Raw genomic sequence first — 19,954 nt, forward strand, 5'->3', positions numbered from 1 at the left:
GATGAGCCCGGAGACCCCCAATAAAAAACCGCCCAGTATGTATATTACAGATGGTGTGGCTTCGCGCAGCCCCCTGGGCGCCACCATGTTGAAAGAATCCGGGACAGCAGACGTCACGACGAGGGGAACTGCGGTGATCCTGCTGACGGGGGCCACGGGCACGGTGGGGCGGGCGCTGCTGCGCCAGCTCCCCGGCGAGGTGAAGGTTCGGGTCATGGCGAGGGATCCCGGGCGCGTCACCGGGACGCGACCGGGCGTGGAGACGGTCGCCGGGGACTACGAGGACGCCCGGTCGCTGGACCGGGCGCTGGCCGGGGTGCGGACGGCGTTCCTCGTCACCACCGCGGTCGGGGGGCGGGACGACGAGCGTTTCCTGCGGGCGGCGAGCGGCGCAGGGGTGGGGCGGGTGGTGAAGCTGTCCGCGGCGGCCGTCCTCGACGACCGCGCCCAGGACCTCATCACCCGGTGGCAGCGGGCCAGCGAGGAGGCGCTGCGCGGCTCCGGCCTGGAGTGGACCCTGCTGCGGCCGCGGGCGTTCATGTCCAACTCCCTGTCCTGGGCGGCGTCCGTCCGTTCCGAGGGGGTCGTGCGCGCGCTGAACGGGACGTCCGCCAACTCCTGTGTGGATCCCCGGGACATCGCCCGGGCCGCCGTGCGCGTGCTGACCGAGGAGGGGCACGGCGGGCGCGCCTATACGCTGACCGGCCCCGAGGCGGTCACCCCGGTGGAGCAGACGCGGCAGCTCGGCCGGCTGCTCGGCTTCCCGCTCAGGTTCGAGGAGCTGAGCCGGGAGGAGGCCCGGGCCGGTCTGGGCCGGCGCTATCCGGAGCCGGTCGTCGAGGCGCTGCTGGCGAGCGCGGAACGGCAGCGTGCGGGTGCCAAGGCCCGGGTGGACGGGGCGGTGTCCACGCTGATGGGGCGTCCGGCGGGGACGTTCCGCCAGTGGGCCCGGGACCACCTGGAGGCCTTCGCCCCGGTCACCGGATGAGTCGGTGTGAAGGCCTCCAGGTGGCGCGGGGCCGTGCTCACCGGCCGTCGCGCGGCAGGGCGGTCACCCGGTGACCGACGGCAGGGAGACGGTGCAGCGGAACACCAGCGCGTCGTTCTGGTGGGCGGTCACCAGAACGGACTCCTTGTGCCCCGACGCGGGCAGGCGCTGCGCCTCGACGACGCAGGGGGCGTCCAGCTCGACGTAGCGTGTGAACTCGCTGATGACGTCCAGGGGCAGGGACGCGCGGCCGAGGGTCGCGGTCGCCGCCTGGCGGGCCGCCTCCATCAGCACCATGCCGGGCACGTGGTCGACCATGTGGTCGAACAGCACGGGGTGGCGGGTGTCCACGCGAAGCTGCCAGCGGTTCGGCTGCCCGATCGGCGACAGGACGACGTCCGTGGGTGAGATGCGCCCGACGACCTGCGGGGCCTCCGGCGCGGTGAGCTGGATGACCTGCGGCATGCCGTCCTTGCCGAGGCGGCCGGCGCGCAGCCGCTGGTAGACCCGGGGCGTGACGCAGGTGAGCGAGCCGCCGCCGGTCGCGGCGAGCCGGCCGTCGCGGCGGATCTCCACCGCGATGCGGAACCCCAGCAGGTCCTTGCCGCGCAGCTTCACCTCCGAGCAGGTCACCTGGAGTTCCAGCGTCGCGGGGGTCCAGTCGACGCGGACGTGCCGGGGGTCGACGTGGACGCTCAGGTCGCTCACCAAGAAGTGGTGGCCGAGGGGGACGCCGAACTCGGCGTGCGCCAGGAGGATTCCGGCCTGCCGGATGGTTTCGGCGGCGATCAGCGGGTCGTGGCAGCCGTCCACATTGGTGAAGAAGCTGTGTCCGCGCGGCCACTGGGCGGCGAGCGTGTAGTGCTCGTCGTCGACGCGCGCCCAGTCGGTGAGCATCACCTCGGAGACACTGGCGCGGTGCACCAGTTCCTTGGGAACGGTGGTGGTCAGAGACGGGAAGCGCGGGACGAAGGCGCGCACCGGCGTCGTGTCGTTCTCCTCGGCGTGACGCGTGCCGGGTATCGGGCGTGCCACGCGGAACGTGCTCGCAGACATGTCTCTTCCCCCTGGGGCGCTGATGTGACGTCGATGCGGAGGGCCGCTCAGGTCTGTGAAGATACATACCACCCGGTTTAATTTCTAGCGGTACGAACCATTCCGGCTACGGGGCCCTGTCGAACGGCTTGTTCTCCCCGGATGACACTTCCGCCTCGTGTGTCCACCGAGTGGGGCCTACCAGGCCTTTCGTCGGGCCGAGTGGGGCGGGCGATGGATGCCGCGCAGTCGCGCACCGCATGTTTCGGCCGCGCGGCGGGTTTGTGGCGGCAGGGGAGAGTGCTCTCAAGCGGATCCGGAGCTGTTCTTGAGTGCCTGGGCCCACCCTTTCCTCAAACCCTGGAAGGGGGCGGCCGGATGGAGCGGGCAGAGGTGCTGCTTCGGGTGGAGCGCGGACATGCGAGCGAGGAGGAACTGGCCGCCCTAGCAGCGGTGTTGGGTGCGTTGCGCAGGAGTGGCCGAGAGGTGGACGAGGAGCCCGTGGCCCTCCCCGCGGCCTGGTGGGAGCGGCCGGCGGGCTATGTGGCGCCCGGTAGCTGGCGCTGAGGCCGGGGCCAGGCCGGAGAATTCCTTCCGGCTAGATAAACCGCGCATTCGGTTTGTTATTATTCCCATGGGCCGGGCGGGGGCCGCTTCGGCCTGTCCCGGGGAGGGACCAGATATGTCGATGACGACTGCCCCCGTACCGAGCAGGGCGGGGTCGACCGGCGCTCGCGGGCGCGTGGCCGAGCTCAACGAGATCCGTGAGCGGGCGCTGGCCGGGCCGGGCGAGAAGGCGACCGCGGCGCAGCACGCCAAGGGCAAGCTGACCGCGCGGGAGCGGATCGAACTCCTCCTGGACGCGGGCTCGTTCCGGGAGGTCGAGCAGCTGCGCCGGCACCGGGCCACGGGCTTCGGCCTGGAGGCCAGGAAGCCGTACACCGACGGTGTGATCACCGGCTGGGGCACGGTGGAGGGCCGCACGGTCTTCGTCTACGCCCACGACTTCCGCATCTTCGGCGGCGCCCTGGGCGAGGCCCACGCCACGAAGATCCACAAAATCATGGACATGGCCATCGCGGCCGGTGCCCCGCTGGTGTCGCTGAACGACGGCGCGGGCGCCCGTATCCAGGAGGGCGTCTCGGCGCTCGCCGGCTACGGCGGCATCTTCCAGCGCAACACCAAGGCCTCGGGCGTCATCCCGCAGATCAGCGTGATGCTCGGCCCGTGCGCGGGCGGCGCCGCCTACAGCCCGGCCTTGACGGACTTCGTGTTCATGGTCCGCGAGACCTCGCAGATGTTCATCACCGGCCCCGACGTCGTCAAGGCCGTCACCGGCGAGGAGATCACCCAGAACGGCCTCGGCGGCGCGGACGTGCACGCGGAGACGTCCGGCGTGTGCCACTTCGCCTACGACGACGAGGAGACCTGCATCGCCGAGGTCCGCTACCTCCTGTCGCTGCTGCCGCAGAACAACCGCGAGACCCCGCCCCGGCTGAGCAGCTCGGACCCCGCGGACCGGCGCTCGGACGCCCTGCTCGACATGGTGCCGGCGGACGGCGCCCGGCCGTACGACATGGCCAAGGTCATCGAGGAGATCGTCGACGACGGCGAGTACCTGGAGGTCCACGAGCACTGGGCGCGCAACGTCATCTGCGCGCTGGCCCGCCTGGACGGCCAGGTCGTCGGCATCGTCGCCAACCAGCCCCAGGCGCTCGCCGGTGTGCTGGACATCGAGGCCTCCGAGAAGGCGGCCCGCTTCGTCCAGATGTGCGACGCCTTCAACATCCCGCTCGTGACGCTGGTGGACGTGCCGGGCTTCCTGCCGGGTGTGGACCAGGAGCACGGCGGGGTCATCCGGCACGGGGCGAAGCTGTTGTACGCGTACTGCAACGCGACCGTGCCGCGCATCTCGCTGATCCTCAGGAAGGCGTACGGCGGTGCCTACATCGTCATGGACAGCCAGTCGATCGGGGCGGACCTCACGTACGCCTGGCCGACGAACGAGATCGCCGTGATGGGCGCCGAGGGCGCGGCCAACGTCGTCTTCCGCCGGCAGATCGCTGAGGCGGACGACCCCGAGGCCACGCGGGCGCGCATGGTGAAGGAGTACAAGTCCGAGCTCATGCACCCCTACTACGCGGCCGAGCGCGGCCTGGTCGACGACGTCATCGACCCCGCCGAGACCCGCGAGGTGCTCGTCAAGTCGCTGGCGATGCTGCGCACCAAGCACGCCGACCTGCCGTCCCGCAAGCACGGCAACCCGCCGCAGTAACGGAGCACCGTGATGGTCAAACAGGAACGTGCCCTGCGCACGCGCGAGGCACTGATCGAGTCGGCCGCCGAGGTCTTCGACCGCGAGGGCTTCAGCGTGGCGTCCCTCACCGCGATCAGCAGCCGGGCCGGTGTGAGTAACGGGGCACTGCACTTCCACTTCGCCAGCAAGGCGGCGCTCGCGGGAGCCGTCGAGGAGATCGCCGAGAACCGGCTGGACGGTGTCACCCAGCGTTGCGCCGACAAGCCCAACGCCCTGCAGACCCTGGTGGACGCCACCCACGAACTGGCCCGCGCGCTGCGCGAGGACGTGGTCCTGAGAGCCGGCTTCGGCCTGAGCGGTGAGCCTTTCCACGCGGACGGGCGGAATCTGAGACTCGTGTGGAGCCAGTGGGTCGAGGGCACCGTCAAGCGGGCCGACGCCGAGGGCGTGCTGGCTGACGTGCCCTCGCAGGACGTGATGATGGCCGTCGTGGCCGCGACCGTGGGGTTCGAGGTGCTGGGGGCGCGGGACGGAGAGTGGCTCTCGCGCCGCACCCTCACCCGATTCTGGCAGCTGCTCCTGCCGTTGCTCGCCGCCCCGGCGACGCTCGGGACGCTCACGGCGGAGGGCGCCCACCATGCGCGAACCAAGGACGCCGCCCGCAGCGGAGCGGCGGATCAGAAGGCCTGACGCCCGGCCGGCCCGGAACACCGGGCCACAGGTCCGGTCGCACCCATCCACCACGGACCCGTGCCGACCGGCGAACCCCCCATCCCCCCAGGAGGTATTTCCTTGCACAGCACCCAGCCGGAGACATCGGCACAACGTGACCCGAGGCGCTGGGTCATCCTGGGGGTGATCTGCCTGGCCCAACTCGTCGTCCTGCTCGACAACACCGTCCTCAACGTCGCCATCCCGGTGCTCACCGAGGACCTGGGCGCGAGCACGGCCGACGTCCAGTGGATGGTCAACGCCTACGCCCTGGTGCAGTCCGGACTCCTGCTCACCGCGGGCAGCATCGCCGACCGCTACGGCCGCAGGCTGATGCTGCTCGCCGGACTCGTCCTGTTCGGCCTCGCGTCCGCCGTGGCGGCCTTCGCCCAGAACTCCGGGCAGCTCATCGCAGCCCGCGCCGGGATGGGCATCGGCGGCGCGCTGCTCGCGACCACCACCCTCGCGGTGATCATGCAGGTGTTCGACGACGAGGAGCGGCCGCGGGCCATCGGCCTGTGGGGCGCGGTCAGTTCGCTCGGCTTCGCCGCCGGGCCCCTGATCGGCGGGGCCCTTCTCGACCACTTCTGGTGGGGCTCCATCTTCCTCATCAACATCCCCGTCGCGCTGTTCGGCCTGCTGGCCGCCGCCCGGCTCGTGCCGGAGACCAAGAACCCGCAGGGCGACCGGCCCGACCTCGCCGGCGCGCTGCTGTCCACGCTCGGCATGGTGGGCGTGGTGTACGCGATCATCTCCGGGCCCGAGCACGGCTGGGGCTCCACTCGGGTCCTGGTGCCCGCGGCGGTGGGGGTGCTCGCGCTGCTCGCCTTCGTGCGCTGGGAGTTGAGGGTGCCCCACCCGATGCTGGACATGAGCTTCTTCCGCAGCCGCCGCTTCAACGGGGCGATGGCGGGCGGGCTGCTCGTGGCGCTCGGCATGGCCGGTTCGCTGTTCCTGCTCACCCAGCACCTCCAGCTCGTGCTCGGTTACGACGCCCTCCAGGCCGGTCTGCGGACCGCGCCGCTCGCCCTGACCATCGTCTGCCTCAACCTCGCGGGGATCGGCGCCAAGCTGCTCGCCAAGCTGGGCGCGGCGCGCTCGATCGCACTCGGGATGACACTGCTCGCGGCCGGGCTGAGCGCAGTGGCGGTGCTCGGTTCGGGCTCCGACGCGGGCTACGGCGGGATGCTCGTCGGCCTCGTCCTGATGGGCTGCGGCATCGCCCTGGCCATGCCCGCGATGGCCGTCTCGATCATGTCGTCGATTCCGCCCGCCAAGGCCGGTGTCGGGGCGGGCGTGCAGGGCACGCTGACCGAGTTCGGCGGCGGGCTCGGGGTGGCGGTGCTCGGTGCCGTCCTGGGCTCCCGGTTCGCGGCGCTGCTCCCGGCGGGCGTGGGCGCGTCGGGGTCGCTGGCCGTGGCGCTCGCGGACGCCGGGGACGACCCCCGGCTCGTCGGGCAGGTCCACGACGCGTTCGCTGACGCGGTGAGCACCAGTCAGCTCATCGGCGCGGCGGCGGTGTTCGCAGGTGGCCTGCTGGCCGGCGCCCTGCTGCACGTGGCCGACCGGGCCGCCGGCCGGCACGACGCGGCAAAGACCCCGGCCGCTGTCGGATAGCCGCACCGGCCGGGCACGACCGACGCGCGAGGCCCCGGGGTCCATCACCCCGGGGCCCTAGCCGCGCGCCGGGTGCCCGGCTCGCGCCGGATGCTACGTCCCCGGCTTCCCCGCGATGCCCCAGCGCTGCGCGGGGATCCCGGTGAGCGTGATCCAGGTCTGCTCGCGCACCTCCTCGCCCAGGACGTCCACCGTGGCCTGCGTGAGCCGCTCGATCAGGGCGCGCTCGGACTCGGGCGTCAGTCGGCGGTCGTAGATCTTGACATCGATGAAGGGCATGTCCGGCTGCTTTCCTCTCGCTCGGAGGTCTCGTCGGGGCGGACGTGGCCGGGTCACGCGATCCGGGCCAGGCCCGCCTTCTCGTACGCCTCCCGCAGCGCCCGCGTCACCGACTCGACCACGTACTCGACCTGGTCGTCGGTCAGACCCGGGTGGCACGGCAGGTTCATGTGCTCCTCGAACCACACGCGTTCGGCTTGCGGGCACTCGCCCGGGCCGTGCCCGCGCAGCCGCCACTCCGGCGACAGGTGGAGCGGGAAGTAGCGCAGCTGGATCTCCACACCCAGCAGGTCAACGGCCCGCACGAAGTGCTCGCGCACCTCCCGCCCGCCGGACAGGAAGAACGTGTACAGGTGGTAGGCGTGCCTGCTGTCCGGCTCCGCGCGGTGCAGGCGCACACCGGGGAACGCCGACAGCGCCTCGTCGAAGCGGCTCGCGATCCACCGGCGCCGGGCCACGAAGCGGTCCAGCGAGCCCAGTTGCACCACCCCCACGGCGGCCGCGGCCTCGGACATGGTGGCGTTGGTGCCGGCACCGCGGATACCGACCGCCGTGTGCCGGTACACGGAGTCGGCGAACTTCATCCACGGCAGCAGCGCGGGACGCTCGCCCTCCGCCGTGGTGCGGGGCGTGTAGACGCCGTCCACCTCGTTGTCGCGGATGCGCAGCACTCGCTCGGCCCACTCGTCGCGAGCCAGAGTGATCATGCCGCCCTCGCCGAGCGTGGTGATGTTCTTGGTGGAGTGGAAGCTGAAGCAGCCGATGTCGGCGAGGGCGCCCGGGTGGCGCCCCTTGTACAGGGCGCCCAGGCCGTGGGCGCTGTCCTCCACCACGATCGCCCCGTGCCGCCGGGCGATCGCCGTGATCCGGTCCATGTCGGCCGGGTTGCCGCCGTAGTGGACCAGGAAGATCGCGCGGGTGCGCTCGGTGACCAGCGTCTCCAGGACGTCGGGGTCCATGTTCAGGGTGTCGGGGTCCACGTCGCAGAAGCGGACCCGTACGTCATGGTCCAGCAGGGGCTGGATCGTGGCCTGGAAGGTCTGCGGGGTCACGATCACCTCGTCGCCCGGGGCGAGGTCCAGGAGGCGGGTGGCCAGTTCCAGGGCGACCGTCCCGCTGGTGACGGTCAGTGCGTGCCGGGCGCCGATCCGCTCGCGGAAGCGCTCCTCGAACCGGTCGCGCCACACACCGGACGTCAACGTCCCCTCGGCGTGAACCAGTTGCGTCAGGGCCGCGAGATCGGCCTCGCCGAGGACGCTGCCCCGGCGGGCGAAGGGCACGCGGTAGCTGCCCCCCTGCAGGGCCACGGCGCTCATGCCGCCACCCCGGCGCGCCGCCCCAGCTTGTCCGCGATACGGGCCCGCAGCACCTTCTTGTCGACCTTGTGCAGGCCGGTCAGCGGGAAGGAGCCGACGACCTCGACGCGGTCCGGCAGCTTGTACGCGGCCAGGCCCCGGGATCGCAGCAGTTCACGCAGCACCGGCAGCCGCGGCGCCGGCCGTCCCGGCGCCGCGATCACGTACGCGCACACCTTCTCGCCCAGGACCGGATCGGGCATCGCCACCACCGCCGCCTGCTGTACGTCCGGGTGAGCCGTGAGATGACCTTCGACCTCGGTGGCCGAGACCTTGTCGCCGCCCCGGATGACGACGTCCTTGACCCGGCCCTCGATCACGATGTCCCCGCCGCGGGTGCGCCGCACCAGGTCGCCGGAGCGGTAGAAGCCGTCCTCGGTGAAGGCCCGGGCGTTGTGCTCGGGTGCCCGGTAGTAGCCGCGCAGCGTGTACGGGCCCCGGGTGAGCAGTTCTCCGATCCCGCCGTCAGGGACGTCCGCGCCGTCCGGATCCACCACGCGGATCTCGTCGGCGGGGGAGACCGGGCGGCCCTGCGTCGTCAGGATCGTCTGCTGCGGGTCGTCGTACCGGGTGAACGTCAGCAGGCCCTCGGCCATGCCGAAGACCTGCTGGAGCCGCACCCCCAGCAGCGGCTCGATGCGGGCCGCCACCTCGTCCTGCAGCTTGGCGCTGCCCACCTGGAGAACTTGCAGGCTGCCGAGGTCGTGGTCGTGTCCCTCCTCGACGGCGGCCAGCCACAGATGGACGATCGTGGGGATCACCGAGGTGAGCGTGACGCGCTCCCGCTCGATCAACGGGAAACAGGCCAGTGGCTGGGGCGTCTCGGCGAAGACGACCCGCCCGCCGGCCCCCAGCGTCCCGATGACGCCGGGGCAGCCCCAGGGGAAGTTGAAGGCGACCGGCAGGACCGCCAGATAGACGGTGTCACCGTCCAGGCCGCAGATCTCGCGAGTGATCCGCGTCTGGTACGCGTAGTCGTCGTGGGTGCGCGGGATCAGCTTCGGCAGCGCTGTCGTCCCCCCGGACAGCAGGAAGAACGCGACGTCCGAGGCGTCCGGCTCGGGAAGGTCCATCGGCTCGGCGTCCACGTCGGCCAAGGCGACGCAGCCCTCGACCCCGCCCGGGTCGCCGGCGACGAACACCTGGGAGATCTGCGGGAGTCCGCTGCGGACCGAGCGGGCCAGTTCCCGGTGGTCGAAACCGTTGCAGGTGTCCGGCACGATGTACGCGCTCGCGCCGGACAGCTCGGCCAGGTGCCGGATCTCGTTGTCGCGGTACGCGGGCAGCGCGAACACCGGGAGGGCTCCCAGGCGGAACAGCGCGAAGCAGACCGCCACGAAGTCAGGGGTGTTGGGCAGTTGCACCAGGACCCGGTCGCCGGGGGCGATGCCACGGGCTGCGAACCCCGCGGCGAGGCGGTCGCACCACTCGTCCAGGGCGCGATAGGTGATACGGCGCCGTCCGTCCGCGCCTACCAGGGCCTCCCGGTCGCGGTACTCATGGGCCCACCGCCGCAGCAGCGCACCGAGCGTCTCGCCCCGCCAGTACCCGGCCTCGCGATAACGCGAGGCCAGCTCCTCGGGCCAGGGCACGCATCCGTCCAGCATCGTCCGTCCTTCCGCCGTTCGGGTCTCGGCCAGTCTCCGCAGGGGCGTTGACACGCCGCTGATGCGCGGGTGCCGTGGCGGCCCGGCGCGTCAGGCGGCGATCAGCCCGGCGTCAGCCCGTACGGCCACGATGCGGACGTACGGGCTGAGGGAAAAGCCATGCCGAGCGCGCGGGAAGAGGGAAGCACCCCATGGAGACCTGGGTCCTGAGCAGGCACGACATCGCGGAGATCGTGGGCGCGGTCGGACGCGACGCCCTGATGGTCCGGGTCATCGACCGGCTCGCCGAGGGCTTCGCGGAGATCGGCCGCGGCGTCCGTGAACTGTCACCCCCGCGGGACGGGTTCGAGCGCACGGAGCCGGTTCCCGGCATCTTCGAGTGGATGCCGCACCGCGATCCGGGCGACAGCATCACCCTCAAGACCGTCGGCTACAGCCCCGGCAACCCCGGGCACTTCGGCCTGCCCACCATCATCGGCACCGTGGCCCGCTACGACGACAGCACCGGTGCCCTCACCGCCCTGATGGACGGCGTGCTGCTCACCGCGATCCGTACCGGCGCCGCCTCGGCCGTCGCCAGCCGGCTGCTGGCCCTTCCCGAGAGCCGGACCCTCGGCCTCATCGGCGCCGGTGCCCAGGCGGTCACCCAGCTCCACGCGCTGTCGCTGGTGTTTCCGCTGGAGCGGGTCCTGGTGTGGGACACGGACCCGGCACACCGCGAGAGTTTCGCGCGCCGCGCCGCGTTCACCGGCCTCGCGGTGGAGTGCGCCGACCCCGCAACTATCGCTGCCGAGGCGGACATCATCTCCACCGCCACCGCGGTCCCCGTCGGCTGCGGTCCGGTGCTGCCCGAGGGGCGCTACCGCGAGCATCTGCACGTCAACGCCGTCGGCGCCGACCTCGTGGGCAAGACCGAACTGCCGCTGTCCCTGCTGCGCCGGGCCTTCGTCACCGCCGACCACCCCGAACAGGCCCACCGGGAAGGCGAATGCCAGCAGCTCGCCACGCACCAGACCGGCCCGGGCCTGACCCGGCTGGTGGCCGAGCCGGCCCTCGCCCACGAGCACCGCTGCGCGCTGACCGTGTTCGATTCGACCGGATTCGCCTTCGAGGACGCGCTCGCCATGGAGGTGTTCCTGGAGGCGGCGGCCGAGCACGGCCTCGGCCGCCGTCTCCAGATCGAGCACCACCCGGCCGACGCCCTCGACCCGTACGCGCTGCACTCGCTGCCCGTCGCCGCCCCGGTCGGGCACTGAACCGGACCCCGCCCGCACCACGACCGACTCCCCCCGCGAAGGAAACCGCTCGATGGCCCAGAAGACCCTCCCCGCCCCCCGGCCGACCATCGAGGACGGCGGACACCGACTCTTCGGCTGGCTGCGCCGGATGCGCGACGAACACCCCGTTCACGAGGATGAATACGGGGTCTTCCACGTCTACCGGCACGCCGACGTGCTCGGCGTCGCCTCTGACCCGGAGGTCTTCTCCTCCGAGCTGCACCGGCTGCGCCCCGGCTCCGAGGCGCTGACCGAGGAGATCCTCTCGGTGATCGACCCGCCGGTGCACCGCACGCTGCGCCAGCTGGTCAGCAAGGCGTTCACGCCCCGCACGGTCGCGGAACTGGAGCCGCGGATCGTGGAACTCGCCGGGCAGCTCCTCGACGGGATCGAGGGCGACTCGTTCGACCTGGTGGCGGACTTCGCGTACCCCCTGCCGGTCATCGTGATCGCCGAGCTGCTCGGCGTACCGGCCGAGGACCGCGCCCTGTTCCGTTCCTGGTCGGACCGGATGCTGTCGATGCAGGTCGACGACCCGGCGGACATGCAGTTCGGCGACGGGGCGGGCGAGGACTACGAGAAGCTCGTCAAGGAACCGATGAAGGCGATGCACGAGTATCTGCTCGGGCACGTCGAGGACCGCAGGAGGAACCCGGGCGACGACCTGATCTCCAAGCTGGTCGCCGCCGAGGTCGACGGGACCACTCTGACGGATCGTCAGATCATCGAGTTCGGCGGCCTGCTGCTGATGGCCGGGCACGTCTCGACGTCCATGATGCTGGGCAACACGGTGCTGTGCCTGGAGGAGAACCCGCAGGTCGCCGCCCAGGTGCGGGCCGACCGCACACTCGTCCCCGCCGTCATCGAGGAGGTCATGCGGCTTCGCCCGCCGATCACCGTCATGGCCCGCGTCACCACCCGCGAGACCGAGATCGCGGGCGTCACCGTCCCAGCCGGCCGCATGGTCGTCCCCTCGCTCCTGTCGGCCAACCACGACGAGCGCTTCTTCCCGGAGCCCGAGCGCTTCGACCCCGCACGCGACGCCCGACGGCAGATCGCCTTCGGCCACGGCATCCACTACTGCCTCGGCGCCCCGCTCGCCCGCCTGGAGGGCCGGATCGCGCTGGAGGCACTGCTCGACCGCTTCGCCGACGTGCGCGTCACCGAGGGCGCGCACCTGCGCTACCACCGCGACGGGCTGCTCGGTGTGCGGAACCTCCCGCTGACCGTACGCCGAGCCTGAGACCGAGGGGGCAGCCGTGCGCACCGTACGAACCCTGCTGATCGACAACTACGACTCGTTCACCTACAACCTCTTCCAGATGCTGGCCGAGGTGAACGCCTGCCCGCCCGTGGTCGTCAAGAACGACGACCATGCCGGATTCACGGCGCTCGACCCGCGGGACTTCGACAACGTGGTCGTCTCGCCCGGCCCCGGCCACCCCGGCACCGACACCGACCTCGGACTCAGCCGGCGCGTCATAGAGGCCTGGGACCTGCCGCTGCTCGGCGTGTGCCTCGGGCACCAGGCGCTGTGCCTGCTCGGCGGCGGCGAGGTCGGACACGCCCCCGAACCCGTGCACGGCCGGACCAGCATGATCGAGCACGACGGGCGTGAACTGTTCGCTGAGATCCCCTCGCCGCTGCGCGTGGTGCGTTACCACTCGCTCACCGTCCACGCCCCACCCGCGGAACTGGAGGCCACCGCCACCACACGGGACGGCCTGCTGATGGCGGTACGGCATCGCCGGGCGCCGCGCTGGGGCGTGCAGTTCCACCCGGAATCCATCAGCAGCGAGTACGGCCACCGGCTGCTCGCGAACTTCCGCGACCTGAGCCTGCGAGCCCGCGGACGGGCGCCGCTGGACGTGGAGGTGCCCGGCGTGACCGGTGCGCCCGCGGCCCCCGGCCGGGACATGACCGGTGGCCCGGCGGGACTGCGTCTGCACGTACGGGAGTTGCCGGAGGTTCCGGACGCCGACGCCGCGTTCGAGGAACTGTTCGGTGACGCTCCGGCCCGCTTCTGGCTGGACAGCAGTCGTGTCGACCCGGGCCTGTCCCGCTTCACCTTCCTGGGCGCGCCCCGGGGCCCCCTCGGCGAGACGCTCACCTACGACGTGGCCGACGGGCTCGTACGGGTACGCGACCACGCGGGCGCGGTGCGGCGCCGAACCGGCACGCTCTTCGAGTACCTCGAGCGGGAGCTGGCGGCGCGCCGCACCCCGGCACCGGACCTGCCCTTCGAGTTCAACCTCGGATACGTCGGCTACCTGGGGTACGAGGCCAAGGCCGACGCCGGCGGCGACCACGTCCACTCGGCCGAACTGCCCGACGGGGCCTTTGTGTTCGCGGACCGGATGGTCGCCATTGACCACGCCGACGACCGGGCTTGGCTGCTCGCGTTGAGCGGCCCGGGGCACCCGGCGAGCGCCCGCGCGGCCGAGGACTGGCTCGCCGACGCGGCCGGTGCCCTCGCCACCGCCGTGCCCCGCCCGCCCGTCCGGCTGCTGCCCGACGAGGAACTGCTGCCCCTGGACGTTGAGTTCCGGCACGAGCCGGCCGAGTACCGGGAGCTGGTCGAGGAATGCCGGCGCCTCATCCGCGACGGCGAGACCTACGAGGTGTGTCTGACCAATCTGCTGCGCGTGCCCGGCCGGGTCGACCCGCTCACCGCCTACCGGGCGCTGCGTGCCATCAGCCCGGCGCCGTACGCCGCGTACCTCCAGTTCCCCGAGGGCACCGTGCTCTCCTCCTCGCCCGAGCGGTTCCTGCGCATCGACGCGGCGGGCACCGCGGAGTCCAAGCCGATCAAGGGCACCCGGCCCCGTGGGGCGACCCCGGCCGAGGACGAGGCCGTCGCTCGGGGACTGGCCACGGCGGAGAAGGACCGCTCGGAGAACCTGATGATCGTGGACCTGGTCCGCAACGACCTCGGGCAGGTCTGCGAGATCGGCAGCGTCCGTGTGCCCAAGCTGTTCGACGTCGAGTCGTACGCGTCCGTGCACCAGCTGGTGAGCACCGTACGAGGGCGACTGGCGGCCGGGGTGTCACGGCCCGCGGCCGTGCGCGCCGCGTTCCCCGGCGGGTCGATGACCGGGGCACCGAAGGTGCGCACCATGCAGTTCATCGACCGCCTCGAAGGCGGGCCGCGCGGCGTCTACTCCGGGGCGCTGGGCTACTTCGCCCTGAGTGGGGCGGTCGACCTCAGCATCGTCATCCGGACGATCGTCGCCACCGAGGAAGCCGCCACGATCGGCGTCGGCGGGGCGGTCATCGCGCTGTCCGACCCGGACGACGAGGTTCAGGAAATGCTGCTCAAGGCCCGCACCACGCTGCGCGCGCTGCGCCAGGCACAGGCCGCCGCCCCGGCCGGGGCGCGGGAGCTGCTGGCCGGCAGCGTGCGGTGACCGCTTCCGGGGCGCGGGCCCGGCCGCCCTCGCGCTCACCGCGGCCCGGCGAAGGCCTCGGCGCAGGCCTCGGCCAGTTCGGTCCGATGCCGATCCCCGAGCGTGGCCCGCAGCTCCTCGAACAGGGTCTCGAACGCCGCCGCGTCGCCGCTCGCCACGGCCCGCCCCAGCCGCTCCAGGCCGTGGCCCACCGCCTCACGGGCGGCCAGCGCGTGCGGATTGCCCGCCTGGACGTCCCAGTACACCTCCGGAGAGCCCGACGAGATGCGGGCGAGGAGCTGGAGCAGCGTGCGGTGCGGGGGCGGCGCAGTGGCGCGCAGCGCCCCGACGTCGACGCCCAGCCCGCCCAGCGCCAGACCGAAGGCGAGGACGGCCGCGTGCGTCGCCGCCTGCTGCGCCGCGGTCAGCCTGTCGTGCTCCGGCGCCGACATCTCCACCACCCGGGCGCCCCACCGGGCGATGAGCGCCAGCAACGCCCGCACGGCCGGCCCCTCGGTGACGACGGTTGCGGCCACCGGCCGGCCCGGCAGGGGCAGCGACGGAGCGAACATCGGGTTGAGGCTCACCGCCTGCGTGCGGGGCGCACGGGCCCGCAGGCGTTCCGCGATGCCGCCCTTGACCGACAGGGTGTCCGCGAACAGCGCGTCGGTCCGCATCAGCCGGGTCACGGGACCTACGGCGTCCAGAGCCACCGACTCCGGTACCGCCAACAACACCAGGTCGGCCGCGGCCAGAGCCCGGGCGGCGGCGGGACCCGGCGCGCGGATGTCGTCGGTCAGGGCGCCCGGACCCGCCCCGGCCGGGTCGACGCGCAGCACCGCCGCGCCCGACTCCGCCAGCCGGTCGGCGAACATCCGCCCCACCGCGCCGGTACCACCCGCCACCACACAGTGCTCGAACACCTTGCCTCCCAGCCCGTCACTCGATGATCGAAGGAGTAGTCATGTCACTACGCGTCGGACCCGTGGACGCTTCCGAGGACCTGGAGTCGCTGCGCGCCCGCCTCGACGCGGTCGACGCCGGCCTGCTCGACGCGGTGCGCGAGCGCCTGGAGGTCTGCCTGCGCATCGGCGAGTACAAGCGCGTGCACGGCGTGGCGATGATGCAGCCGCACCGCATCGCCACCGTGCAGGGCCGTGCCGCGCGGTACGCCGAGGAACACGGCATCGAGCCGGCGTTCCTGCGGCGCCTGTACGACACGATCATCGCCGAGACGTGCCGCCTGGAGGACGAGTGGATCGCGACGGGTGGCCCGGACGCCGGCGTGCCGCAGCGGAGCGCCTCGTGAGCGCCGGCGTCCGCCCGGCCGGGGCCGCGCCGGACACCCTTGCCGTCGCGCTGGACACGGCGGCCGGGCGCCTCGTCGAGGCGGGCATCGGGCAGGAGGCGGCCCGCGAGGACGTCCGGCTCCTGGCGGCCCACGCGCTGCGGGTGGTCCCCGCCGAGCTCGACGGACACCTGGCGGGGCCGGTCCCCGACGGCTTCTGGACGTACGTGGAGCGCCGGACCGCCCGGGAGCCCGCCGAACGCATCGTCGGCCATGCCTGGTTCATGGGGCACCGCTTCGAACTGGCCCCGGGGGTGTTCGTGCCCAAGCCGGAGACCGCGGAGATAGTTGAGGACGCGATAAGCAGACTGGACAGTCTGTTTCAGCAGGGTTCGCCCTCGCCTCTGGTGGTCGATCTCTGTGCGGGGCCCGGCACCATGGCGGTCACGATCGCTCGTCGCTTCCCTCGTGCGAGGGTGTACGGAGTGGAGCTGTCGGAGGCCGCGGCACGCGTTGCGATCCGAAACGCGCGCGGCACCGGCGCGCGGATCGTGCAGGGTGACGCGCGGGACGCCTTTCCCGAGCTGGACGGCACCGCCGATCTGGTCGTGAGCAATCCGCCCTATATCCCCATCGGGCTGCGCACCAGCTCCCCCGAGGTCCTCAACTACGATCCTCCGCTGGCTCTTTGGGCTGGTGAGGGCGGTCTCCAGATGATCCGGGCGATGGAACGGACGGCGAGCCGGCTGCTGCGGCCGGGTGGGGTCCTGCTGCTGGAGCACGGGCGGTACCAGTTGGATTCGGTCCCCGCGCTGTTTGCCGCGACGGGCCGCTGGAGGACCGCAGAGTCGCTTCCCACCTGCAATGACGGATGCTTGACGGCGGTCCGTGGCGAGACGGTTGCGGAGGCGGCCCGACGGGCGCTCCAGGGGGGTGCGCGAACTCATGAGGGACGAGATTACAGCCTGGACGATTGACAAACCAACCGCGCTGTTTTTTTATTCATCAGGGCCCTGATGCCGCAGCACGCTGAGTCCGTGGCGAGGCGGGCGGCCCCGTACGTGCTGACCTGCCTGCACCGACCAGGGGAGAAACGATGGACATCGAAGTACTGGGCCCGTTGTCGGTGCGGGAGCATGGCATCTCGATCGCGCCCACCGCACCCAAGCCCCGCCAGGTCCTGGCCCTGCTCGCGCTCAACGCGGACCGCGTCGTACCGGTGGCCATGCTCACCGAGGAGCTGTGGGACGAGCACCCGCCGCGCAGCGCACGCACCACGCTGCAGACCTACATCCTGCAACTGCGGGAACTCATCGGGGAGGCGCTGCGCCGGGGCGGCGACGAGCGGACCAACGCCAAGGACATCCTCGTCACCCTGCCGGGCGGATACCGGCTGGAGACCCGCGGCGGCTCCCTCGACTTCAAGGAGCTGGAGCGGCGGGCGGGCGCCGGGTACCGCTGCATGGACACGGAGGACTACTCCGGTGCAGCCCGGCGGCTGCGCGAGGCGCTGTCCCTGTGGACGGGAGCCGCGCTCGCCGACGTCCAGGCCGGCAGCCAGATCGCCCTGGAGGTCAGGCGCCTGGAGGAGACCCGCCTGTGCGCCCTCGACCAGCGCATCGAGGCGGACCTGCGGCTCGGCCACCACCGTGAGCTGCTGTCCGAACTGACGGTGCTGGTCAACCGGTACCCGATGCACGAGAGCCTGCACGGGCAGTTCATGCTCGCACTGCACCGCTCGGGCCGTCGCGGTGAGGCCCTCAACGTCTACCAGCGGCTGCGCACCACCCTCGTACGGGAGCTGGGCCTGGAGCCGTCGACCTCGCTGGGCCGGCTCCAGCGGTCCATACTCATGGCGCATCCGGAGCCGATCGTCGCGGTCGGACCGGAGGCCGTCGGTGAGCGCCTCGTCGCCCGGTGAGCCGTCCCGCCCACCGGGCCGGCCCGCACATCCGCCCCGCCCAGGACACCCCTCCCTCCCAGGACACCGATTCCGGGTGCCCCCCCTTCCCGGGAGGGAGGGGTCACTATTTTCCCGTAGCCGAATCAACCGGCACTCCCTCTTACGAGGGATCACGATGGTGCGAATGGTTGGTCGTTGGGGGCGATGCGGCGACCATGGCGACAGGGCAGCATTCGGTTGTGACGAAACGGAAGAAAGAATCCGGGCTTTCCGGGATACCCGCCGACCGACGGGTTGACTTCCTCGAACTGATGCTGCTGTCCCGTGAATGCGACCGCAGATCGGGCCTCGTGCTGCGTCAGGGCCACGCCTGGTTCCACATCTCCTCCGCCGGGCACGAGGCGTTGGCCGCCCTCTGTGAGCTGCTGGGACCCGAGGACCTGATCGTCCCTCACTACCGTGACCGCACGCTGCTGCTGGCCCGTGGAATGGACCCCGAGGCACAAGCCCGCGATCTGATGGCCAAGGCCGGTTCACATTCCGGCGGACGCAATATGAGCGCCCATTTCGGCCATCGCGAAGGGAATGTCTTCTCGGTCGCGAGCCCGACCGGAAGCCAGTGCCTGCCGGCCGTTGGAGCAGCCTGGGCCGCGCAATTGCAGAACCGGCAGCAGGTCGTCGTCTGCTCCATCGGCGACGCCTCCACCCGGCAGGGCGAGTTCTTCGAAGCGGTCGCCTTCGCGGTGGAGCGCGGCCTGCCCGTCCTCTTCCTGGTCGCCGACAACGGCTACGGGATCTCCACGCCGACCGAGCACATGTCACCGCAGGCCCTGGGACTGCTGCCGCGCTCGCGTACCACCGTCGTCGACGGAGCGGACCCCGACGCCGTGCACGCCGCCGCCCGGAGCGCCCTGGGCGCCGTGCGGGCCGGCGAGGGCCCCCGCGTCCTGTGGTGCGAACTCGACCGGCTCGACTCGCACACGTCCTCCGACGACCACCGCGTCTACCGCAGCCAGGAGGACCTGAGCGCCCTGCGCGACCCCGTGGACATCTTCACCACGCGGCTGCTCGCGGAGGGAGCCGTCGACGAGGCATGGCTGGACCACACCCGGGCACGGCACGCCGAGGAGATCGAGGCCGTCTACGAGAGGGTCGCCGCGGAACCGGCCGCCGACCCCAAGACGATCATGGAGCATCTGTTCGCGCCGGCCGGGCAGCCCGAGCCGTCCGCCCTCGAGGCGGACACGGCCGGCGCGCCGCTCACCGAGCCGTGCGGCGGCACCATGGTGTCCGCGGTCAACCGGGCCCTGGCGACCGGACTGGCCCGCCACCCCGACCTCGTCCTGTTCGGTGAGGACATCGATGATCCCAAGGGCGGCGTCTTCGGCTTCACCAAGGGACTGGGCGAGGTGGCCGGCGACCGCATGACCAACGCGCCGCTCGCCGAGGCCACCATCGTCGGCGCCGCCGTGGGGCTCGCCGCCGCAGGGCTGCGGCCCGTCGTGGAACTCCAGTTCGTCGACTTCGCCGGACCCGCCTGGAACCAGATCGCCGCCCAGCTCACCACGCTGCGCTGGCGCACCGTCTCCGCGTGGCAGTGCCCGGTCGTCATCTACGCGCCCTGGGGCGGCTACCTGCCCGGCGGCGGGATCTGGCACAGCCAGAGCAACGAGAGCCTGTTCACCCACCTGCCAGGCCTGCGGGTGGTCGTCCCCTCCACTCCCGAGGACACCGAGGCCGCCTTCCTGGAGTCGTTCACCGCCCCCGACCCGACGCTCATCCTGCTGCCCAAGCACCTGATGCGGCAGCGCCGCGAACCGGCCGCGGGGCCCACGCCGGCCCTGGGCGCCCGCACCCTGCGGCCCGGTGCCGACGTCACCGTCGTCAGCTGGGGCAACGGCACCGAACTCGCCCTGGACGCCGCCGACGCCCTCGCGGCCGACGGGGTCACCGCCGACGTCATCGACCTGCGCTGGCTGGTGCCCCTGGACCGGGAGACCGTCGCCTCCTCCGTGCGCCGCACCGGGCGCCTGGTCGTGGTGCAGGAGGACAACCGCACGAGCAGCTTCGGCGCCGGACTGATCAGCGAACTCCTCTCACACGACGACGAGTTCTACTCGCTGCTCGCACCGCCGCGGCTGGTGACCCGCGAGGACGTGCACGTCCCGTTCCACCCCGACCTCGAGCGCGCCGTGCTGCCCGCCGCCGACGACGTGGTCGCGGCCGTCCGTTCCGTACTGGCCTGACCGCA

The 19,954-nt window shown here is 72.0% G+C and carries 17 protein-coding genes; 12 read left to right on the forward strand and 5 right to left on the reverse strand.

The features are described from left to right. Positions 1 to 133 precede the first annotated feature (133 nt). The gene (locus ACFY9E_RS38675; RefSeq protein ID WP_390993039.1) at positions 134 to 988 is read left to right on the forward strand and encodes an NAD(P)H-binding protein; all 855 of its coding nucleotides are present in this window, start codon (positions 134 to 136) and stop codon (positions 986 to 988) included. Positions 989 to 1,051: 63 nt separating this feature from the next. Here the strand turns inward: ACFY9E_RS38675 and ACFY9E_RS38680 are convergent, their stop codons facing one another. Then, on the reverse strand, positions 1,052 to 2,044 hold the full coding sequence (locus tag ACFY9E_RS38680) for a ScbA/BarX family gamma-butyrolactone biosynthesis protein (protein WP_390993042.1): 993 nt from the start codon (positions 2,042 to 2,044) through the stop codon (positions 1,052 to 1,054). A gap of 357 nt (positions 2,045 to 2,401) precedes the next feature. Between ACFY9E_RS38680 and ACFY9E_RS38685 the strand changes: the two genes are divergently transcribed. The 4 genes from ACFY9E_RS38685 to ACFY9E_RS38700 all read left to right on the forward strand — a co-directional run bounded on the left by ACFY9E_RS38685 (position 2,402) and on the right by ACFY9E_RS38700 (position 6,608). Continuing rightward, positions 2,402 to 2,590 carry an acyl-CoA carboxylase epsilon subunit gene (locus ACFY9E_RS38685; RefSeq protein ID WP_390993045.1) on the forward strand — a complete coding sequence of 63 codons (189 nt, stop codon included), beginning with the start codon at positions 2,402 to 2,404 and terminating at the stop codon, positions 2,588 to 2,590. Between the two features lie 115 nt (positions 2,591 to 2,705). Further along, positions 2,706 to 4,298 carry a carboxyl transferase domain-containing protein gene (locus ACFY9E_RS38690; RefSeq protein WP_390993048.1) on the forward strand — a complete coding sequence of 531 codons (1,593 nt, stop codon included), beginning with the start codon at positions 2,706 to 2,708 and terminating at the stop codon, positions 4,296 to 4,298. A 12-nt stretch (positions 4,299 to 4,310) separates the two neighbouring features. Beyond that, positions 4,311 to 4,970: a ScbR family autoregulator-binding transcription factor gene (locus tag ACFY9E_RS38695; protein WP_390993051.1), complete on the forward strand. Its 660-nt coding sequence runs from the start codon at positions 4,311 to 4,313 to the stop codon at positions 4,968 to 4,970. A gap of 102 nt (positions 4,971 to 5,072) precedes the next feature. Continuing rightward, positions 5,073 to 6,608, forward strand: a complete 1,536-nt coding sequence (locus ACFY9E_RS38700; RefSeq protein ID WP_390993054.1) for a DHA2 family efflux MFS transporter permease subunit — start codon at positions 5,073 to 5,075, stop codon at positions 6,606 to 6,608. Positions 6,609 to 6,701: 93 nt separating this feature from the next. Here ACFY9E_RS38700 and ACFY9E_RS38705 read toward each other — a convergent pair whose 3' ends face one another. From ACFY9E_RS38705 to ACFY9E_RS38715, 3 genes are read right to left on the reverse strand one after another with little or no spacing between them, the layout of a single operon-like run. Continuing rightward, the gene (locus tag ACFY9E_RS38705; protein WP_390993057.1) at positions 6,702 to 6,887 is read right to left on the reverse strand and encodes a tautomerase family protein; all 186 of its coding nucleotides are present in this window, start codon (positions 6,885 to 6,887) and stop codon (positions 6,702 to 6,704) included. A 53-nt stretch (positions 6,888 to 6,940) separates the two neighbouring features. Then, complete coding sequence (locus ACFY9E_RS38710; protein ID WP_390993060.1) at positions 6,941 to 8,203, reverse strand: aminotransferase class V-fold PLP-dependent enzyme; 1,263 nt, start codon at positions 8,201 to 8,203, stop codon at positions 6,941 to 6,943. Further along, positions 8,200 to 9,849 carry an AMP-binding protein gene (locus ACFY9E_RS38715; RefSeq protein ID WP_390993062.1) on the reverse strand — a complete coding sequence of 550 codons (1,650 nt, stop codon included), beginning with the start codon at positions 9,847 to 9,849 and terminating at the stop codon, positions 8,200 to 8,202. Before ACFY9E_RS38715 ends, ACFY9E_RS38710 begins: the two co-directional genes overlap by 4 nt. A 191-nt stretch (positions 9,850 to 10,040) precedes the next feature. Between ACFY9E_RS38715 and ACFY9E_RS38720 the strand changes: the two genes are divergently transcribed. From ACFY9E_RS38720 to pabB, 3 genes are read left to right on the forward strand one after another with little or no spacing between them, the layout of a single operon-like run. Next, positions 10,041 to 11,105, forward strand: a complete 1,065-nt coding sequence (locus ACFY9E_RS38720) for an ornithine cyclodeaminase family protein (RefSeq protein ID WP_390993065.1) — start codon at positions 10,041 to 10,043, stop codon at positions 11,103 to 11,105. Positions 11,106 to 11,157: 52 nt separating this feature from the next. Continuing rightward, a complete protein-coding gene (locus ACFY9E_RS38725) occupies positions 11,158 to 12,369 on the forward strand; it encodes a cytochrome P450 (RefSeq protein ID WP_390993067.1) in 1,212 nt (403 codons plus the stop codon). 16 nt (positions 12,370 to 12,385) lie between these two features. Then, entirely contained in the window at positions 12,386 to 14,533 is a 2,148-nt protein-coding gene (gene pabB / locus ACFY9E_RS38730; protein WP_390993070.1) for an aminodeoxychorismate synthase component I, read from the forward strand. Between the two features lie 35 nt (positions 14,534 to 14,568). Here the strand turns inward: pabB and ACFY9E_RS38735 are convergent, their stop codons facing one another. Next, complete coding sequence (locus tag ACFY9E_RS38735) at positions 14,569 to 15,435, reverse strand: prephenate dehydrogenase/arogenate dehydrogenase family protein (RefSeq protein WP_390993072.1); 867 nt, start codon at positions 15,433 to 15,435, stop codon at positions 14,569 to 14,571. Positions 15,436 to 15,476: 41 nt separating this feature from the next. On the opposite strand from ACFY9E_RS38735, the gene ACFY9E_RS38740 reads away from it, so the two are divergent. From ACFY9E_RS38740 to ACFY9E_RS38755, 4 genes are all read left to right on the forward strand, one after another. Next, positions 15,477 to 15,821 carry a chorismate mutase family protein gene (locus ACFY9E_RS38740; protein WP_390993075.1) on the forward strand — a complete coding sequence of 115 codons (345 nt, stop codon included), beginning with the start codon at positions 15,477 to 15,479 and terminating at the stop codon, positions 15,819 to 15,821. Then, the gene (locus ACFY9E_RS38745; protein ID WP_390993077.1) at positions 15,818 to 16,777 is read left to right on the forward strand and encodes a HemK family protein methyltransferase; all 960 of its coding nucleotides are present in this window, start codon (positions 15,818 to 15,820) and stop codon (positions 16,775 to 16,777) included. Before ACFY9E_RS38740 ends, ACFY9E_RS38745 begins: the two co-directional genes overlap by 4 nt. A gap of 119 nt (positions 16,778 to 16,896) precedes the next feature. Next, positions 16,897 to 17,721 (forward strand): BTAD domain-containing putative transcriptional regulator, encoded by an 825-nt coding sequence (locus tag ACFY9E_RS38750; RefSeq protein WP_390993079.1) that lies wholly within the window; start codon positions 16,897 to 16,899, stop codon positions 17,719 to 17,721. Between the two features lie 293 nt (positions 17,722 to 18,014). Then, positions 18,015 to 19,949, forward strand: coding sequence for a thiamine pyrophosphate-dependent enzyme (locus ACFY9E_RS38755; protein WP_390993082.1), 1,935 nt, complete (start codon positions 18,015 to 18,017; stop codon positions 19,947 to 19,949). The last annotated feature ends 5 nt before the right edge of the window (positions 19,950 to 19,954 follow it).

This window comes from Streptomyces sp. NPDC012466, assembly GCF_042955215.1.
Taxonomy (GTDB): domain Bacteria; phylum Actinomycetota; class Actinomycetes; order Streptomycetales; family Streptomycetaceae; genus Streptomyces.

What these genes read in the sequence shown, in the direction of transcription:
- ACFY9E_RS38755 (WP_390993082.1), top strand. Translation starts at nt 18,015, where the DNA reads ATGCTGCTGTCCCGTGAATGCGACCGCAGATCGGGCCTCGTGCTGCGT.
- ACFY9E_RS38715 (WP_390993062.1), bottom strand. Translation starts at nt 9,849, where the DNA reads ATGCTGGACGGATGCGTGCCCTGGCCCGAGGAGCTGGCCTCGCGTTAT.
- ACFY9E_RS38695 (WP_390993051.1), top strand. Translation starts at nt 4,311, where the DNA reads ATGGTCAAACAGGAACGTGCCCTGCGCACGCGCGAGGCACTGATCGAG.
- ACFY9E_RS38690 (WP_390993048.1), top strand. Translation starts at nt 2,706, where the DNA reads ATGTCGATGACGACTGCCCCCGTACCGAGCAGGGCGGGGTCGACCGGC.
- ACFY9E_RS38680 (WP_390993042.1), bottom strand. Translation starts at nt 2,044, where the DNA reads ATGTCTGCGAGCACGTTCCGCGTGGCACGCCCGATACCCGGCACGCGT.
- ACFY9E_RS38710 (WP_390993060.1), bottom strand. Translation starts at nt 8,203, where the DNA reads ATGAGCGCCGTGGCCCTGCAGGGGGGCAGCTACCGCGTGCCCTTCGCC.
- ACFY9E_RS38685 (WP_390993045.1), top strand. Translation starts at nt 2,402, where the DNA reads ATGGAGCGGGCAGAGGTGCTGCTTCGGGTGGAGCGCGGACATGCGAGC.
- ACFY9E_RS38725 (WP_390993067.1), top strand. Translation starts at nt 11,158, where the DNA reads ATGGCCCAGAAGACCCTCCCCGCCCCCCGGCCGACCATCGAGGACGGC.
- ACFY9E_RS38720 (WP_390993065.1), top strand. Translation starts at nt 10,041, where the DNA reads ATGGAGACCTGGGTCCTGAGCAGGCACGACATCGCGGAGATCGTGGGC.
- ACFY9E_RS38740 (WP_390993075.1), top strand. Translation starts at nt 15,477, where the DNA reads ATGTCACTACGCGTCGGACCCGTGGACGCTTCCGAGGACCTGGAGTCG.
- ACFY9E_RS38705 (WP_390993057.1), bottom strand. Translation starts at nt 6,887, where the DNA reads ATGCCCTTCATCGATGTCAAGATCTACGACCGCCGACTGACGCCCGAG.
- ACFY9E_RS38750 (WP_390993079.1), top strand. Translation starts at nt 16,897, where the DNA reads ATGGACATCGAAGTACTGGGCCCGTTGTCGGTGCGGGAGCATGGCATC.